Source organism: Variovorax fucosicus, assembly GCF_030316825.1.
GTDB classification, from domain to species: domain Bacteria; phylum Pseudomonadota; class Gammaproteobacteria; order Burkholderiales; family Burkholderiaceae_C; genus Variovorax; species Variovorax fucosicus.
Window position 1 is genome coordinate 1,113,948 of sequence record NZ_JASZYU010000002.1, and the last position, 16,481, is coordinate 1,130,428.

Sequence of the window (16,481 nt, forward strand, 5' to 3'; positions counted from 1 at the left end):
GGGAGCAACCCGGCCAGTCAAAGGCAGATGAGATCAGGGGTGGGAGGCGAGGGCCTGTGTAAAGCCATCTTGTCCCCGGCAGAAGAGCCGCTGTTGCGGGCAACTGGACCCGGCAACGGGGTGAATTGTCGCACGAGACGATAATCGACGGTTTGCCGCCGCCGAATCCGGTTGTGCGCGCACCACTCCCACTCCCTACCAGCAGGCAGATCCACAGATGGCCCAATACGTCTATTCGATGAACCGCGTCAGCAAGACCGTGCCGCCCAAGCGGCAGCTCTTGAAGGACATTTCGCTCTCGTTTTTCCCTGGCGCCAAGATTGGCGTGCTTGGTCTCAATGGCTCGGGCAAGTCCACCCTGCTCAAGATCATGGCCGGCGTCGACAAGGAGTTCGAGGGCGAGGCGCTGCCGATGCCCGGCATGACCATCGGCTACCTGGAGCAGGAGCCCAAGCTCAACCCCGAGCACACGGTCCGGGAATCCGTCGAGGAAGCCATGGGTGCCGTGTTTGCGGCCAAGGCGCGGCTCGAAGAGGTCTACGTCGCCTACGGTGCCGAAGACGCCGACTTCGATGCGCTGGCGGCCGAGCAGGCCGAACTCGAGGCCATCATCGCCACGGCGGGCACCGACTCCGAACACCAATTGGAGATTGCCGCCGACGCGCTGCGCCTGCCGCCCTGGGACGCCACGATCGGCCTGCTCTCGGGCGGGGAAAAGCGCCGCGTGGCGCTGTGCCGCCTGCTGCTGTCCAAGCCGGACATGCTGTTGCTCGACGAGCCGACCAACCACCTGGACGCCGAATCGGTCGAGTGGCTGGAAGTGTTCCTCCAACGCTTCACCGGCACCGTGGTCGCCATCACCCATGATCGCTACTTCCTGGACAACGCGGCCGAATGGATCCTGGAAATGGACCGCGGTCGCGGCATTCCGTGGAAGGGCAACTACAGCACCTGGCTGGAGCAAAAGGGCGAGCGCCTGGCGCAGGAGCAAAAGGGCGAAGAAGCCCATGCCAAGGCGCTGAAGAAAGAACTGGAATGGTCGCGCCAGAACCCCAAGGCGCGCCAGGCCAAGAGCAAGTCGCGTCTCGCGCGCTTCGAAGAGCTGAGCGACATGGAATACCAGAAGCGCAACGAAACACAGGAAATCTTCATTCCTGTGGCGGAGCGGCTGGGCCAGCAGGTCTTCGAGTTCCACAACGTCAGCAAGTCCTTCGGCGACCGGATGCTGATCGACAACCTGAGCTTTACGATTCCACCGGGCGCGATCGTCGGCATCATCGGCCCGAACGGCGCTGGCAAGTCGACGCTGTTCAAGCTGATTGCGGGGAAGGAACAGCCCGACAGTGGCGAAGTTGTCATCGGGTCGACCGTCCGCGCGGCCTTTGTCGACCAGCACCGCGACGAACTGGCGAACCAGAAGACCGTGTGGGAAGACATCTCCAACGGCCTGGACATCATCAATGTCGGCAAGTTCCAGATGGCCAGCCGTGCGTATGCCGGCCGCTTCAACTTCAACGGCGCCGACCAGCAGAAGAAGGTCGGCACGCTGTCGGGCGGCGAGCGTGGTCGCCTGCACCTGGCCAAGACCCTGATCGCCGGCGGCAACGTGCTGATGCTCGATGAACCGTCGAACGACCTCGACGTGGAAACTTTGCGCGCCCTGGAAGACGCGTTGCTCGAGTTTGCAGGCACCGTCATGGTCATCAGCCATGACCGCTGGTTCCTCGACCGTATCGCGACCCACATCCTCGCGGCCGAAGGCGACAGCCAGTGGACCTTCTTCAACGGCAACTACCAGGAGTACGAGGCCGACAAGAAGAAGCGCCTGGGCGAAGAAGGCGCCAAGCCGAAACGCATGCGCTACAAGGCGCTCAAGTAAGGCTGCCGCGGCGCTTACCAAATGAAACCGCCTTCGGGCGGTTTTTCTTTGCGCCGGCGGGTCGCGGTGTCACCATGGTGCCGTTCCTTCTGTCGAAAGAGGCCGGTCATGACGATGTCGACGCGCATCCTCTGGGTCACCGCACCGGTATGGCTGGCCAGTTGCGGAGGAGGAGGGGGCGGCGGTGGTGCCAACTTTTCGCTCGCCGCGCTGGGCACCTCGGCCACGGTCACGACCACATCCCCGGCACCGGCTCCCGCGCCACCCCCGGCAGCTGCAGCGCCCCCGGCGCCTCCACCCGTTCCCGGCGCCGCGCCTGCACCGCCGTCCGGCCCGCTGAGCGTGACTGAGCTGGCCACCGACCTGTCGAACCCCTGGGGCATGGCCTTTCTGCCCGATGGCCGAATTCTCGTTACGCAGCGCGGCGGTCAACTGAGGCTGCGCAACGCCGATGGCACGCCCGTCAATGGCGGCGCCGACACGGTGTGTTGTGCACCAGCGGTCGATAGCGCCGACCAGGGCGGATTGCTCGACGTGGCGCTCGATCCGGCCTTTGCCAGCAACGGCCGCATCTACCTGAGCTTTGCCGAGCGCGACAGCGCGAACGCCGCGCTCAATGGCACGGCCGTGGCACGCGCCCAACTCGATACCGCCAATCGCACGCTGAGCAACGTCACGGTGATCTACCGGCAGACGCCCAAGGTGAGCGGCAGCAGTGCGCACTACGGCTCGCGTCTGGCCTTCGACCGGCTGGGCTACCTGTTCGTGACCATGGGCGACCGCCAGATCTACGCGCCGCTCGCGCAAGACCTGTCGCGCGGCAACGGCAAGGTGGCGCGCATCACGACGGACGGCGCCCCGGCACCCGGCAATCCGGACTTCGGCGTCGCTGGCGCGCAGCCGGGGCTGTGGAGCTACGGTCACCGCAACCCGCAAGGTGCCGCGATGCGGCCGGGCACGGATCAGCTCTGGACCAGCGAGCACGGCCCGCAGGGCGGCGACGAGATCAACCTCACACAGGCCGGCCGCAACTACGGCTGGCCGGTGATCAGCTATGGCCAGGAATACGGCACCCTCACCCAGGTGGGCGAGGGCACCAGCAAGGCGGGCATGGAGCAGCCCGCGACCTGGTGGGAAAAGATCGACGGCTCGGTCTGGACGCCAGGCACGCAGAAGTCGTCGATCGCGCCGAGCGGAATTGCCTTCTACACCGCGGCCAACATCCCGGAGTGGCAGGGCAACCTGTTCGTTGGCGCATTGGCCGGTACCGCGCTCTGGCGGCTCACGCTGAGCGGCGATACCGTCACCGGCCGCGAGCGGCTGCTCGCGAACCGCGGCGAGCGCGTGCGCGATGTGCGCCAGGGCCCGGACGGCTGGCTCTACGTGCTGACCGACAACGGCAAGCTGCTGCGCCTTCAGCGCTGACGGCGCGACAGCCGTTTTCTCAAAAAAAGATCAAGCTGTGGCGGTGACTGTGGCCGTGGCGCGGGTCGCAACCTCGGCGCGGGCGAACACCTCCCGGGCCGCGGTCAGTCCGTTCAAGGCCGCGGGGAACCCGGCATACACCGCCATCTGCATGATGGTTTCGACGATCTCCGTGCGCGTCACGCCCACGTTCAACGCGCCCTGGATGTGCACCTTGAGCTGTGGCGCCGCATTGCCCATTGCCGTGAGCGCCGCCACCACCGCAATCTCGCGTGAGCGCAGGTCGAGGCCGGGGCGCGAGTAGATGTCGCCGAAGGGAAACTCGATAACGAGGCGGGCAAAGTCGGGCGCGATGTCGGCCAGGCTCTCGACTACCTTGATGCCGCCTTCACCGTCGATTTCCCGGAGCCTGGCCAGCCCGCGTTCGTAGCGCAGGTTGCCGTTGCTGTTGCTGTTGCTTGGGCTTTGCTGTGTGTTCGTCATCGCTCGTCTTTCTTTCCGGGGCAGTGCCCGATAACGGAGTACGCGAGGGACGCTTCGCCTTGGCTTCGATCGCACGGTAGTGCCTGATCTTGAGCGCAAGCGCCTGCATGGATTGCTGCAGTGCCGCCACCCTGGCCTGAACCTCGGCAAAGTGCTGCTCGAGCACCTCGCGCCGTTCGCTGGCGCTGGCGTCCCCCTGGCTTCGAAGCCTGGCGAAGGCCTGCATGCCTTGAATCGGCATGCCGGTCTCGCGCAGGCGCAACAGGAAAGCCAGCCAGTCCATGTCGGCGCTCGCATAGCGGCGCTGGCCGCCCGGTGCACGGGACACCGCGGCGATCAGTCCGATGCGCTCGTAGTAGCGCAGCGTGTGGGCCGTGAGGCCGGTGCGCTGTGCGACTTCCGCAATGGTCAAACCGGTTTCCATGGCGTTGATTCTCGAAGTTGGAGCGCGCTCTAAGTCAAGCGCCTTGTTGAACTATTTTTGCGGGTCGCAAAGATCGGCGTCGATCCAGCCGCGCAGGCTGTTCACGAAGGCCAGTGCCTGCACGCGAGGCAGATCGTCCACCCGCACGACGGCTTCGGCAAGCTGCCCGTCGCGCAGGCGGTTTGTCCGGCCAATGCCTTTCAGCAGGCCGCAGCGCAGCGGCGGCGTGAGCCAGCGGCCGTCGAGCAGCAGGGCGATGTTGCCGCGCGTGCACTCGGTGATCTCGCCGCGGCGGTTCCACAGCAGGGTGTCGAACACGCCCGGGGCGGTGGGTGCGAAGGCCTCGTAGTGCGCGCGGCGCGTGGTCTTGAAGCGCGAGAACTCGCTGTCGGCTTCGGCGAATGCGCGAGCGGCCAGTTGCAGGCGCACGCGCGCCGGTGCGGCGTCCATGGCAAAGGCTTGCGCACGCGGCTGCCCTTGCGCATCGAGCAGCAGGCGCACGCGCCACGCGCCCGTCGAATGGTCGTCGCTCAGCCGCTGCAGGCATGCCGCCAGCAGCGCTTCGTTCCACGGGTAGCCGAAGTGCGCGGCTGCGTTCCGCATGCGCGACAGGTGCGCCGGCGCATCGCGCAGCGCGCCGTCGACCAGTGCAAGGGTTTCGAGCAGCTCGAAGGGACTCATGGCCGCAGACGATACTGCCGTGTTGCCTTGCCCGAGAAACGCCCGCTTGTGGCGCCACTCTTCCCATTCCGCGTCGGCGCCCGCATCGGCCGTGATGCCGCTGCCAATGCCGCATCGTGCCTCGGTGCCGCGCAGCGTCACGGTGCGGATCGGCACATTGAAGGTCGCGTGCCCGCCCGGCCGCACCATGCCCACGGCGCCGCAGTACACGCCGCGCGCCTCGGGCTCCAGCTCGCGGATCATGCGCATCGCACTGACCTTGGGCGCGCCGGTGATGGAGCCGCACGGAAACAGCGCCGCGAAAACATCCACCAGCGAGACGCCGTCGCGCACCGCCGCTTCGACATCGGAGGTCATCTGCCACACGGTGGGCAGCGCTTCGGTGTGAAAGAGCCGGGGCACGCGCACCGAGAAGGGCTGGGCCACGCGCGAGAGATCGTTGCGGATCAGGTCGACGATCATCACGTTCTCGGCCCGCTCCTTGGGTACGGTGCGCAGCCGCAGCGCCAGCGCTTCGTCTTCGGCGGCCGTGGCGCCGCGCGGCGCCGTGCCTTTCATCGGGCGGGCCAGTATCCGGTCGCCGTGCCAATCGAAGAACAGCTCGGGCGACACCGACAGCACCTGCTCTTCGCCGGTGTCGATGAAGGCGGCGTAGCCGTCGGGTTGCGCCTTTCGCAGGGCCTCGAACCAGGCGCGCGCATGGCCATGGAATTCGGCCCGCAACGGCGCCGTGTAGTTCAGTTGGTAGAGCTCGCCGTTCCCGATCGCACGGTGAATGGCTTGCATGTTCCGGTCGAACGCGGCACGCGAAAGGCCGGCTTGCCAATCGACAGCGGGCACGCGGTCGCCAGCCGTGTCCGTTTCGGGCCAGGGCTGTGCGGCATCGTGCACGCCGAACCACGCCAGCGGCCCTTCGCCCGCGTGTACCGCGAATGCAGGGTCGAAGGCCGCCGCCGCCTCGTAGCGCAGGTAGCCCACGCACCAGTGCCCTTCACGGGCCAGCGCCTCGACCGTCTCCAGCACCGGCCGCACTTCGTCGGGTGTGCGCGCAACGAGCACGCGCGAAGGCGCCCCGAAAGCCACGCGCAGCCGCGCGGTTGCGTCGCCTCGCGGTTCGGCGAAATCGATCAGCGTCTGCAAGACCGAACCGTCAGGCAGATCCTGCCGGCCTGGCCGCCGCCGCGCCCGCCAGCACCCGCTTGCGCACCGCATAGATGTTGTTGCGCAGCGCATAGAGCTCGTCGGCATACGACAGTGGCACGGCCACCTTGTTGACCACGCGATCGAGCTCGTCGAGCTCCTTGAGCAGCGCGTCGCGCTCGCCCTGCTTGCTGTCCACCTTGCCCTCGATGTCGCGCAGCCGCGCATACCAGCGGAACACGCGCCGCCGCACGCGGAACTGGTAGAGCGGCGGGATCACTCGGCTCAGCGGCAGCATCAGCACCAGCAGGCCACCGAGCACCAGCCACATGCGCTCGACCAGGTTGCTGGCCCAGAAGGGCAGGTAGCGCTGCCAGAAGGGCGGCGTGCCATTGATCGCGCGGTCGCCCTCGGGGCTCACCGGCAGCTCGCTGGTGCGGGTGTTCGGAAAATCGCGCGCGCGGTTGAACCAGCCCGCGTCGCTGTGCACCGTCTGCGCCGCCTGCGCGAACAGCTGCCGCAGGGCAGGGTGGGTTTCGTCGCGCGACAGCAGCGAGGTGGTGGCCGCGAGCAGCGACACATCGGCCGGCGGCAGATCCTTCGACAGGTCGACCACGCCGCGCGGCAGCGACACGGCCGAGAGAAACGGAAAGCGCCGGGTGTAGGCATCGGCCTGGCCGAAGTCCATCAGCTTGATGTCGCCGGTGCGCAGCAGGCGCTGCACCTGCGGTGACTGCGGCGCCGACGACAGCACGATGGCATCGAGCAGACCTGCCTGCAGCGCCTCGGCCGCGGCGGCCTGCTCGAGGTTCGACAGCTGCACCTCATCGGGGCCGAGCCGGTTGGCCTTGAACAGCCGTTCCATGATTTCCGGCAGCCCGCTGCCCGGCATGTCGACGTTCACGCGCAGGCCGCGCAACTGGGCGAGCGAGGTCAGCGTGCCGGTCTTGCGGTCGATCCTGTGCGCCGTGTCGGCGCGGTAGAACAGCCACAGCGGCTCGAAGAAGAGACTGCCGAGCGAATTGAGCCCCGCCTCTTCGTCTGCCACCGGGTCGGCGCTGCCGCCGCGCACGAAGCCCACGTCGGCGCCGCCGCTGCGCAGCAGTTGCAGATTTTCGGAAGAACCCGAGGTGGCCTTCAATTCGACCTCGATGCCGTTGGCCTTGAGCGCGGTCGCATAGCGCTTGCCGAACTGCGCATAGGCGCTGCCCGTGGGGCCGGTGGCCAGCGTCACGTGCTTGGGCGGTTGTGGCTGCAGCCACCAGTAGGCCGCGATCAGGAGGCCGATCACGAGGAAGACGATCGGTCCGGCCGAGACGATCAGGTCGCGGATCGACAGCAGGATCAGCTTCAGGGTTCTTGGGAACGCCATGGTTGTCTTCCTTGAGTTTCAGCCGCGTGGCGCAGCCAGGTCGGCTGCCGAGGGGATGTGCAGGTCGCCCACCGTCACGGAGCGCGCCGCACGCACTGCGCGCACCGTGGCGCGCGCCACGGCCTCGGCCGCCATGGCGCTCAGCACCGTCATGCCGGGCGTGTCGTCGGTCGGTGGCACGCGGCAGGTGGCCAGCGCGAACAGCGTGTCGCCGTCGCTCATGGTGTGCACCGGGTTGATGCTGCGCGCCAGGCCGTCGTGCGCCACCATCGCGAGCCGGTTCGCCTGCACCTTGGTGAGCACTGCATCGGTCGCGATCACGCCGAGGGTGGTGTTGGTGCCGGCCAGCAAGGGCTTGGGGCGCTCGCCGCGCAGCAGCGCGCGGCGCGTGTCGAGCAGGGCCTTGCCGTCCGTCGTGCGCGCGCCGGCCACCACCTGTGCCGTATCGGGGTCGATCACATCGCCCAGTGCGTTGCAGGCGATCAGCGCACCGACCGTGACGCCGCCGACCGTGACGGAGGCCGTGCCGATGCCGCCCTTCATCGCGCGATCGACGCCGAACAGCTTGCCCACCAGCGCGCCGCTGCCGGCGCCGACATTGCCCTCGGCCGGAGGCTGGCTCGACGCCGCTTCGCAGGCCGCGTAGCCGGACTGCGCATCGGGTCGGAAGCGCGCATCGCCCATCGGCAGATCGAACAGCACGGCGGCGGGCACGATCGGCAGCGTGCCGAAGCGCACGTCCATGCCGATGCCGCGTTCTTCCAGCCAGCGCATCGCGCCGTCGGTCGCGGCCAGGCCCCAGGCGCTGCCGCCGGCCAGCATGATGCCGTGGACTCGCTCCACGAGATTGCCAGGGGAGAGCAGATCGGTTTCGCGCGTGCCGGGCGCGGCGCCGCGCACATCGACGCCAGCCACGGCGCCTTCGCGAGTGAGGATCACGGTGCAGCCGGTCGGGCGGCGGGTGTCGCTGAAGTGGCCGACTTCGATGCCGGAAACATCGGTGATGGCACCGCCGGAAGCGGTACCGTGCAAGGGGGTAGGAGACATCGGCGGCCATGATACGGCCCGCCCGACTTGCGCCGGAAAAATGCGCAGCAAACCCGGAGCGCTGCCTGCCGCCCTGCCTAGGCGACAGCCCGCCGCAACCGGGCTGGCCGCACGATGAAGACCAGCACGATGGCAAGCGCGATCAGCAGCATCACCGTGCTGGCTTCGAACGTGGCCGCCACGCGGTGCGCCAGTTGCTCGGGCCCGAGGGAAGAAACGGAACCCGCCGCGGCGAACACGACGACCAGCACGCCGAGCCCGAGCGAGCCGCCCAGCTGGTGCGCGACGTTCACGAGCCCGGAGGCGGCTCCCGCGTCCTCGCTGTTCACGCCCGCCACGGCAGCGAGGGTCAACGGGCCCAGCACGCCGCCCTGGCAGATGCCGATCAGGATCATCGGCAACGCGATGCTGGTCCAGTACGGCGTATGGGCCGAGACCAGTGCCAGCCAGGCCATACCGCAGACACCGATGGCCAGGCCGGCAGCCAGCAGGCGCGCGTTGCCGAACTTGCGCGTGAGGCGCGGCACCATCATCGCTGCGATGAAGTTGGGAATGGTGGCCGGCAGGAAGGCGAGGCCGGCTTCGAGCGGCCGCAAGCCGAGCACGCCCTGGAGATACTGGGTCATGAAGAACCAGAAGCCGACCATGCCGCCCAGGAACAGCACGCGCGTGGCGTAGGCCGCGCTGCGCTCGCGGCTGGCGAACAGGCGCAGCGGAAGAATGGGTTGCTGCGCACGCGACTCGTTGAAGACGAAGAAGGCCAGCAGTGCGAGCCCGGCCGTCAGCGAGCAGAGCGCAACCGCGTCGCCCCAGCCTGCTTCGGCAGAACGCACAAGGCCGAACACCAGCGCACTCATGCCGAGCGTCGAAGTCACGGCGCCCGTCAGATCCAGGCGGCCCGCCCGCTTCGGCGTCTCTGCGAACCAGCGGCGCGCGCCGAGCATCAAGGCAATCCCGATCGGCAGGTTGATGAAGAAGCCGACGCGCCACGAGAGCAGGTCGGCGACGAGCCCGCCCAGCACCAGGCCCAGGCTCGCGCCCACGCCTGCCGCGGCGGCGTAGTACGCCAGCGCGCGGGTTCGCTCCGGCCCCTCTGCAAAATGGGTGGACAGCAACGCCAGCGTCGAGGGCGCCAGGATCGCAGCACCCATGCCCTGCACCGCACGCGAGGCCAGCAGCCAGGCGGGCGATTGCGCCAGGCCGATCGCCAGCGATGCCAGCGTGAAAATCGCGAGACCGGTGATGAACATCCGCCGGCGGCCGAGGATGTCCCCCGCGCGCGCACCAAGCAGCAGAAGGCCGCCGAAGGTCAGCGTGTAGGCGTTCTGAACCCACGAAAGGCCCACGGGCGAAAAGCGCAGGCCGGCCTGGATCTTCGGCAGGCCCGTGATGACGATCGAGATGTCGATCACGATCATCAGGTAGCTCGCGACGATGATGGCGAGCACGGCCTCGCGCCCGCGCGAGCTGTGGTCGACGCCCGTTGCGGTTTGCGCTGCGGTCATTTCTTCTGGAACACTTCCTTGGCCACGGAGATCGCAGTCACCGCGCTCGGCCAGCCGGCGTAGAACGCGAGGTGCGTGATGGTTTCGATCAGCTCTTCCTGTGTCACGCCGTTGTCGCGGGCCCGGATGAGGTGAGGGCGAAGCTGGTCGGGACGGTTCATGGCGATCAGTGCGGTGACGGTCACCAGGCTGCGGTCGCGCGGCGAGAGGCCCGGGCGCGCCCATACGTCACCGAACAGCACGTTGTCCGTGAGTTCCGCAAACTTCGGCGAGATGTCGCCGAACATCTGCTGGGCCCGCGTGGCGGCTTGGGAGGGGGCGGGCGCCGGGGTTTGCGCAGACGCGGACGTCGCGGCGGACAGCGCCACCGCGAGGGTGGCGAATGAACTTGCGACGGACTTCATTGCGCGCTCCCGTACTGCGTGTCGCTGACCTTCTCGAGCCAGTCGACGGCCTTGCCATCCGATTGCTCCGTGATCGCGATGTGCGTCATGGCGGTGGTCGGGGAGGCGCCATGCCAGTGCTTCTGGCCCGGCGGAATCCAGACCACGTCGCCCGGACGGATCTCCTGCACCGGGTCGCCCCAGCGCTGCACCCGGCCCGCGCCGGCGGTGACGACCAGCGTCTGGCCGATCGGGTGGGTGTGCCAGGCAGTGCGGGCGCCGGGCTCGAAGGTCACATACGAGCCGGTCGCGCGGGTCGGCCCCTTGGGCTGCGGGAACAGCGGATCCACCCGCACCGTCCCGGTGAAATAGTCAGCCGGGCCCCTGGCCGACGGCTGGGTGCCGTTGCGGGCGATCTGCAGGCCGTTGCTGTCGCCCTGCGCCAGCGCCGACGCGGCCATCGAAAGGGAGATGGCGGTCATTGCCATGGATTTCATGCGTGTTCCTTGCGGGGTATCAGGTGGTCATGGAAGGCATGCGGTCGATCAGCTTGTCGAGCGTGACCGGGTAGTCGCGCACCCGCACGCCGGTCGCGTTGTAGATGGCGTTGGCCACGGCAGCGCCGACGCCGCAGATGCCCAGTTCGCCCACGCCCTTGGCCTTCATCGGCGACGAGATGGCATCCGTCTCGTCCAGGAAGATCACCTCCTGGTGCGGTATGTCGGCATGCACGGGCACCTCGTAGCCGGCCAGGTCGTGGTTGACGAAGAAGCCCAGGCGCTTGTCCACCGCGAGTTCCTCCATCAGCGCTGCGCCGACGCCCATGGTCATGGCGCCGATGACCTGGCTGCGTGCCGACTTGGGGTTGAGGATGCGGCCCGACGCACACACGGCCAGCATGCGTCGCACGCGGACTTCGGCGGTGAAGGCATCCACCGCGACCTCGACGAAGTGCGCGCCGAAGGTCGATTGCTGGTACTGCTTGCTCAGCTCGGCGAACTCGATCGTGTCCTCGACCACGATGCCGCTTTCTCCAGCGGCTTCCGCGAGCGACACGCTGCGCCCACCCGCACGCAGCATGCCGTCGGTGAAGCTCGCGCCGTCTGCCGGCAGGCCGGCGCGTTGCGCGACCGCTTCGCGCAGCTTGACGCAGGCCGCATACACGCCTGCAGTCGAACAGTTGCCGCCCCACTGCCCACCCGAGCCCGCCGACACCGGGAAGGACGAGTCGCCGAGCCGCACCACCACGCGCTCGAGCGGCACGCCCATCATTTCCGCGGCGGTCTGCGCGATGATGGTGTAGCTGCCTGTGCCGATGTCGGTCATGTCGGTTTCCACGGTGACCACGCCGCGTCCATCGAGCCGCACGCGGGCGCCCGATTTGGTGACCTGGTTGTTGCGGAACGCCGCGGCCATGCCGGTGCCGATCCACCAGCGGCCCTCGCGGCGCTGCGCAGGCTTGGCGCTGCGCTGCGCCCACCCGAAACGCTGCGCACCGGTGCGCAGGCATTCGATCAGGCGGCGCTCGGAAAAACGACGGGCCGGGTTGGCAGGGTCGACCTGGGTGTCGTTCAGCACGCGAAGCTCCAGCGGATCCATGCCGAGCCGCTCGGCCATTTCGTCGATGGCGATCTCCAGCGCCATCAACCCCGGCGCCTCGCCCGGCGCGCGCATCGCATTGCCTTCGGGCAGGTCGAGCTGGGCCAGCCGCGTGCCGGTCAAGCGGTTCTCGCCCGCATAGAGCCACAGCGTTTGCTGCACCGCGTTCTCGGGCTTGCCGCCGACCAGGTTGCCGGACCAGCTCTCGTGGCCGATGGCCGTGAGCTTGCCTTGCTTGTTGGCACCAAGCCGGATGCGCTGGATCGTGGCCGGCCGGTGCGTGCTGTTGTTGGCCATCAGCGGCCGCTGCATCGCCACCTTCACCGGACGGCGCGCAATGCGCGCGCCCAGCGCAGCCAGCAATGCATCTGCACGCAGGAACAACTTCGCACCGAAGCCGCCGCCGACGTAGGGCGACATGAGGTGAACCTTGTCCTTGGCAATGCCCAACGTTGTGGCCAGCTCGTTCGTGGTCCAGTCGACCATCTGGTTCGATGTCCAGACCGTGAGCTTGTCGCCGTTCCACGCGGCAGTCGTCGCAAACGGCTCCATCATGGCGTGCGAGTGGTCTGGCGTGCTGTAGGTTTCGTCGAGCTGGACCTCCGCCTTCGCGAACGCGCCGGCGAAGTCGCCGATCGCGCTGTTGCGGTCGGCGGTCTTCTTCTCTGTCGAAGCCCTGGCCGTCGCGAGGTCGAAGCTGCCCTCCGCACGGGCGTACTCGACCTTGATCAATTGCGCGGCCGCGCGTGCCTCTTCGAAGGTCTGCGCAACGACCAGTGCGATGGCCTGGTGGTAGTGCTCGATCGTGGGGCCACCGAGCAATCGGGCGGTGTTCCATTCGCCCTTGCCGAGCTTGCCTGCGTTCTCGGCCGTGACGATGGCAATCACGCCGGGCGCGGCCTTGGCACGGCTTTGATCCATCGATGTGATGCGGCCCTTGGAGATCGCCGATCCGACGATGTAGCCGAAGGCTGCGTTGGGCGCGACGTCATGGCGCTCATAGGCATAGGGCGCCGTGCCGGTGGTCTTGAGCGGGCCGTCGATGCGGTCCACGGGCTTGCCGATCACCTTGAGCTGGTCGATCGGGTTGGTGGTGGCGGGTTTGTCGAACTTCATGGTTCAGCTCCTTGCTTCCGTCAGCACCGCGTCGAGCGTGCGCTCGACCAGCGTCACCTTGAAGGCGTTCTGTTCGGTCGGCCGGGCGCCGGCCAGCAATGCCGCCGTCACGGCCCGGGCGCCGCGGGGCAACTGCGCTTCGGCTGCTTCGAGCCGCCACGGCTTGGGCGCCACGCCGCCCAATGCCACGCGGCCGGAACCGTCCCGCTGCACGATCGCGGCAACCGACACCAGTGCAAACGCATAGGAGGCCCGGTCGCGAACCTTCTGGTAGACGTGCTTGCCGCCCACCGGCGCCGGCAGCGTGACCGAGGTGATCAACTCGCCCGGCAGGAGCGAAGTCTCGATCTGCGGCGTGGCGCCGGGCAGCCGGTGGAAATCCGCGATCGGGATCGTGCGGCGCGCGCCACCGGCGCGCACGGTTTCGACCTTCGCGTCCAGCGCGCGCATCGCAACGGCCATGTCGCTCGGGTGCGTCGCGATGCACGCGTCGCTCGCGCCCACCACCGCATGCTGCCGGTTGACGCCGCCGATCGCCGAACAGCCGCTGCCCGGCTGGCGCTTGTTGCAGGCCTGGTTGGTGTCATAGAAATAGGCGCAGCGGGTTCTCTGCAGCAGGTTGCCCGCGGTGGTCGCCTTGTTGCGCAACTGGGCCGAAGCACCTGCGAGCAATGCGCGCGACAGCAGCGCATAGTCGCGCCGCACGCGCGCATCGGCAGCCAGATCCGTGTTGCGTACCAGCGCACCGATGCGCAGGCCGCCGTCGGGCGTGGCCTCGATCTTGTCGAAGCCGAGGCCGTTGACGTCGATCAGATGGCCGGGCGTCTCGATCTCCAGCTTCATCAAGTCCAGCAGGTTGGTGCCGCCTGCGATGAAGCGTGCGCCCGGTGCGCGTGCAGCCGCCGCCACCGCCTGCGCGGGCGAGGTCACGCGCTCGTAGCTGAAGGCCCTCATGCTTTCACCCCCGCGACTTCGGAGATCGCGTCGACGATGTTGCTGTAGGCGCCGCAGCGGCAGATGTTGCCGCTCATGCGTTCACGGAATTCGACGGTCGAGAGCTGCGGCGTCGCGGCCAGGTCGGCCGTGACGTGGCTCGGTACGCCCTGGGCGATTTCACCCAGCATCCCCACCGCCGAGCAGATCTGTCCCGGCGTGCAGTAGCCGCACTGGTAGCCGTCATGCTTGACGAAGGCGGCCTGCATCGGATGCAGGTTGCCGGGTTGGCCGAGGCCTTCGATTGTGGTGACCTTGGCACCCTCGTGCATCACGGCGAGCGTCAGGCACGAGTTGATACGGCGGCCATCGACCATCACCGTGCAGGCGCCGCACTGGCCATGGTCGCAGCCCTTCTTGGTGCCGGTCAGGTGCAGGTGCTCGCGCAGCGCGTCGAGCAAGGTCGTGCGGGTGTCCAGCACCAGGCGCTGCGTCTTGCCGTTGACGCTCAGCGTCACGGGCAAGGGCTGCGGGCCGCTCGCCGCGCGGGCAGGCGCGGCGGCCGCTGGCGCCGCGGCGGCCATTGCCGGCACCGATGCGGACACGGCGCCGGCCTTGAGCAGGCCGCGTCGGGAAATGGTGAACTCGTCGGGCGTCTTCATGTCGCTTGTCGCTCCTTCGTCGTGGTGGCTGGCCGGCTTGGCGCTCGGCCTCGACCAACTCTAGGTCTGAACCTTCGCGCCGAATAGGCGGTGCAACCTTGAAGGACTAACAAGTTCCGGTTGATAGTCAACCGCCCGGGATGTCGGGCTCGGCGTGATGCAGTTGCCGTCTGCGCAACTGCTGCCGAGGGCTGAACCGGAGGTTCAGGTGCCGAAGCGGCCCGCCGGCAGCTGCGCGGCGGCCAGGCCTTGCAGCACATCGCCCACCACGATCACCGAGGGGCTTGCGAGCCCGGCCTCGGCGATGCCGGCCTGCAGCCGGGCCAGCGTGGTCACGATGTGGCGCTGGTGCGGCAGGCTCGCATGCTGGATCACGGCCACGGGCGTGGCGCCCGGCAGGCCGTGCAGCAGTTCGCCCTGGATGTGGCCGGCACCGGCCACGCCCATGTAGATCACCAGCGTGAGCCGCGCGTCGCGCGCGGTGGCGGCCAGCGCGCGCCAGTCGGTCGGGTCTTCGGCCGCGCCCGCGCCGGTCTTGGCATGGCCGGTGACGAACACCACGCCCTGCGCGTGGTCGCGGTGCGTGAGCGGCACCCCGAGCGAGGTGACGGCCGCCAGGCCGGCGGTGATGCCGTTGACCACGCTGCATTCGATGCCCGCTTCGCGCAGGTGCTCCACCTCTTCGCCGCCGCGCCCGAAGATGAACGGGTCGCCACCCTTGAGGCGCACCACGGTCTCGCCTTCGCGCACGGCCGTGATCATGAGTTTTTCGATGAAGGCCTGGGGCGTGCTCTTGCAGCCGCCGCGCTTGCCCACGTGCACGATGCGCGCATCCGGACGCACATAGCCGAGGATCGCGTCGTTCACCAGGTCGTCGACGAACAGCACCGTGGCCGCATGGATCGCCTTGACGGCCTTCAGCGTCAGGAGATCCGGGTCGCCGGGGCCGGCACCGACCAACGTGCAGGTTCCGAGGGTATCGAGGTGGCGCTTCATCTGGCGAAGTGGGTGTGGAAGTTGTTCATGGCACTGCGACAAGCGTGCCAGCCGTGCTGGCGCGCACCATGCGTTTGAGTTCCGGAATGCAGGAGCCGCAGTTGGTGCCGCATTTCAGCGCGCCCTGAAGCTCGGCGAGACGCTCGTCTTCGGAGCCCGAGCAACTGGCAAGGCGCTCGCCGATCGCGGTTTGCGTCACGCCAAAGCAACTGCAGACGACCTTGCCGCGCGCGGCAATGCCGACCGGCGCGGTCGCACCCGGGCGCAGCAACTGGCGGCCGTAGGCCTGCGCGGGCAACTGATCCTGCAGCAAGGCCTTGATCCACGCCTCGGCGCGCGTGTCGCCGCCCAGCAGGAAGGCTTCGAGCAGGGCGTTCTCGCCATCGCGCACCAGTCGAACCGCGCGGCGCTGGCCGCGCTTCGGGTCGGCATAGCGCAAGGCATCGGCACCGTCGAGGGCCAGCAAGCCTTCGATCTGCGCCAGCACTGCATCAGGCGGGGGCTCGTAGGCCGCGGCGCGAAACAGCACCCCCGTGCGCTCGACCACCCCACTGGAGAGGGCTGCCCCGGTGCCGAACGGCACGCAACTGGCAAAGGCAAACGAAGGCATCAGGGCGCGCAGCGCCTGGGCCGCCGCCAGTGCCCGATCCTGCGGCAGCCAAGCCGCCGCCAGCAAGCTCCACGGCAGCTCGGCCTTGAGGATCTTCACCGCCGCATGCTTGAGTTCGGGCTGCTTGGAATCCGGGCAGAAGGCGGGACTCGTCAGCGCGTTGATGCCGGCCAGGCGCTCGCCCGTGCTGGAGCGCCCGCTCAGGTGCTCCTCGCCCCAGTGCATC

At 68.3% G+C, this 16,481-nt stretch carries 15 protein-coding genes; 2 read left to right on the top strand and 13 right to left on the bottom strand.

The features are described from left to right. Positions 1–217 precede the first annotated feature (217 nt). Together ettA and QTI05_RS17490 are read left to right on the top strand one after the other, a co-directional pair. Positions 218–1,879 (top strand): energy-dependent translational throttle protein EttA, encoded by a 1,662-nt coding sequence (gene ettA / locus QTI05_RS17485; RefSeq protein ID WP_286547390.1) that lies wholly within the window; start codon positions 218–220, stop codon positions 1,877–1,879. A 108-nt stretch (positions 1,880–1,987) separates the two neighbouring features. Then, positions 1,988–3,304: a PQQ-dependent sugar dehydrogenase gene (locus QTI05_RS17490; RefSeq protein ID WP_286624905.1), complete on the top strand. Its 1,317-nt coding sequence runs from the start codon at positions 1,988–1,990 to the stop codon at positions 3,302–3,304. Between the two features lie 30 nt (positions 3,305–3,334). On the opposite strand, the gene QTI05_RS17495 is transcribed toward QTI05_RS17490, so the two are convergent. The 13 genes from QTI05_RS17495 to QTI05_RS17555 form a co-directional block, all read right to left on the bottom strand. Then, complete coding sequence (locus tag QTI05_RS17495) at positions 3,335–3,787, bottom strand: carboxymuconolactone decarboxylase family protein (RefSeq protein WP_286624904.1); 453 nt, start codon at positions 3,785–3,787, stop codon at positions 3,335–3,337. After that, positions 3,693–4,211, bottom strand: a complete 519-nt coding sequence (locus tag QTI05_RS17500; RefSeq protein WP_286624903.1) for a MerR family transcriptional regulator — start codon at positions 4,209–4,211, stop codon at positions 3,693–3,695. Before QTI05_RS17500 ends, QTI05_RS17495 begins: the two co-directional genes overlap by 95 nt. A gap of 51 nt (positions 4,212–4,262) precedes the next feature. Then, positions 4,263–6,032: an aminodeoxychorismate synthase component I gene (gene pabB, locus QTI05_RS17505; protein WP_444812918.1), complete on the bottom strand. Its 1,770-nt coding sequence runs from the start codon at positions 6,030–6,032 to the stop codon at positions 4,263–4,265. 10 nt (positions 6,033–6,042) lie between these two features. Then, positions 6,043–7,404: a TAXI family TRAP transporter solute-binding subunit gene (locus tag QTI05_RS17510; RefSeq protein ID WP_286547396.1), complete on the bottom strand. Its 1,362-nt coding sequence runs from the start codon at positions 7,402–7,404 to the stop codon at positions 6,043–6,045. An 18-nt stretch (positions 7,405–7,422) separates the two neighbouring features. Continuing rightward, positions 7,423–8,451 (bottom strand): P1 family peptidase, encoded by a 1,029-nt coding sequence (locus tag QTI05_RS17515; RefSeq protein ID WP_286624901.1) that lies wholly within the window; start codon positions 8,449–8,451, stop codon positions 7,423–7,425. 77 nt (positions 8,452–8,528) lie between these two features. Further along, the gene (locus tag QTI05_RS17520; RefSeq protein WP_286624900.1) at positions 8,529–9,956 is read right to left on the bottom strand and encodes an MFS transporter; all 1,428 of its coding nucleotides are present in this window, start codon (positions 9,954–9,956) and stop codon (positions 8,529–8,531) included. Beyond that, positions 9,953–10,360 (bottom strand): carboxymuconolactone decarboxylase family protein, encoded by a 408-nt coding sequence (locus QTI05_RS17525; RefSeq protein ID WP_286624899.1) that lies wholly within the window; start codon positions 10,358–10,360, stop codon positions 9,953–9,955. Before QTI05_RS17525 ends, QTI05_RS17520 begins: the two co-directional genes overlap by 4 nt. Next, positions 10,357–10,836, bottom strand: coding sequence for a (R)-mandelonitrile lyase (locus QTI05_RS17530; protein ID WP_286624898.1), 480 nt, complete (start codon positions 10,834–10,836; stop codon positions 10,357–10,359). Before QTI05_RS17530 ends, QTI05_RS17525 begins: the two co-directional genes overlap by 4 nt. 19 nt (positions 10,837–10,855) lie before the next feature. Beyond that, on the bottom strand, positions 10,856–13,054 hold the full coding sequence (gene paoC / locus QTI05_RS17535; RefSeq protein WP_286624897.1) for an aldehyde oxidoreductase molybdenum-binding subunit PaoC: 2,199 nt from the start codon (positions 13,052–13,054) through the stop codon (positions 10,856–10,858). A gap of 3 nt (positions 13,055–13,057) precedes the next feature. Beyond that, a complete protein-coding gene (locus QTI05_RS17540) occupies positions 13,058–14,008 on the bottom strand; it encodes an FAD binding domain-containing protein (protein ID WP_286624896.1) in 951 nt (316 codons plus the stop codon). Further along, entirely contained in the window at positions 14,005–14,649 is a 645-nt protein-coding gene (paoA, locus tag QTI05_RS17545) for an aldehyde dehydrogenase iron-sulfur subunit PaoA (RefSeq protein WP_286624895.1), read from the bottom strand. Before paoA ends, QTI05_RS17540 begins: the two co-directional genes overlap by 4 nt. A gap of 204 nt (positions 14,650–14,853) precedes the next feature. Beyond that, the gene (gene cobA / locus QTI05_RS17550; protein WP_286624894.1) at positions 14,854–15,645 is read right to left on the bottom strand and encodes a uroporphyrinogen-III C-methyltransferase; all 792 of its coding nucleotides are present in this window, start codon (positions 15,643–15,645) and stop codon (positions 14,854–14,856) included. Positions 15,646–15,670: 25 nt separating this feature from the next. Further along, the coding region (locus QTI05_RS17555; RefSeq protein WP_286657831.1) for a (2Fe-2S)-binding protein at positions 15,671–16,481 on the bottom strand (811 nt) is incomplete at its 5' end.

Coding starts and splice junctions, on each gene's coding strand:
- ettA (WP_286547390.1), top strand. CDS start 218: ATGGCCCAATACGTCTATTCGATGAACCGCGTCAGCAAGACCGTGCCG.
- QTI05_RS17490 (WP_286624905.1), top strand. CDS start 1,988: ATGACGATGTCGACGCGCATCCTCTGGGTCACCGCACCGGTATGGCTG.
- QTI05_RS17495 (WP_286624904.1), bottom strand. CDS start 3,787: ATGACGAACACACAGCAAAGCCCAAGCAACAGCAACAGCAACGGCAAC.
- QTI05_RS17500 (WP_286624903.1), bottom strand. CDS start 4,211: ATGGAAACCGGTTTGACCATTGCGGAAGTCGCACAGCGCACCGGCCTC.
- QTI05_RS17510 (WP_286547396.1), bottom strand. CDS start 7,404: ATGGCGTTCCCAAGAACCCTGAAGCTGATCCTGCTGTCGATCCGCGAC.
- QTI05_RS17515 (WP_286624901.1), bottom strand. CDS start 8,451: ATGTCTCCTACCCCCTTGCACGGTACCGCTTCCGGCGGTGCCATCACC.
- QTI05_RS17520 (WP_286624900.1), bottom strand. CDS start 9,956: ATGACCGCAGCGCAAACCGCAACGGGCGTCGACCACAGCTCGCGCGGG.
- QTI05_RS17525 (WP_286624899.1), bottom strand. CDS start 10,360: ATGAAGTCCGTCGCAAGTTCATTCGCCACCCTCGCGGTGGCGCTGTCC.
- QTI05_RS17530 (WP_286624898.1), bottom strand. CDS start 10,836: ATGAAATCCATGGCAATGACCGCCATCTCCCTTTCGATGGCCGCGTCG.
- paoC (WP_286624897.1), bottom strand. CDS start 13,054: ATGAAGTTCGACAAACCCGCCACCACCAACCCGATCGACCAGCTCAAG.
- QTI05_RS17540 (WP_286624896.1), bottom strand. CDS start 14,008: ATGAGGGCCTTCAGCTACGAGCGCGTGACCTCGCCCGCGCAGGCGGTG.
- paoA (WP_286624895.1), bottom strand. CDS start 14,649: ATGAAGACGCCCGACGAGTTCACCATTTCCCGACGCGGCCTGCTCAAG.
- cobA (WP_286624894.1), bottom strand. CDS start 15,645: ATGAAGCGCCACCTCGATACCCTCGGAACCTGCACGTTGGTCGGTGCC.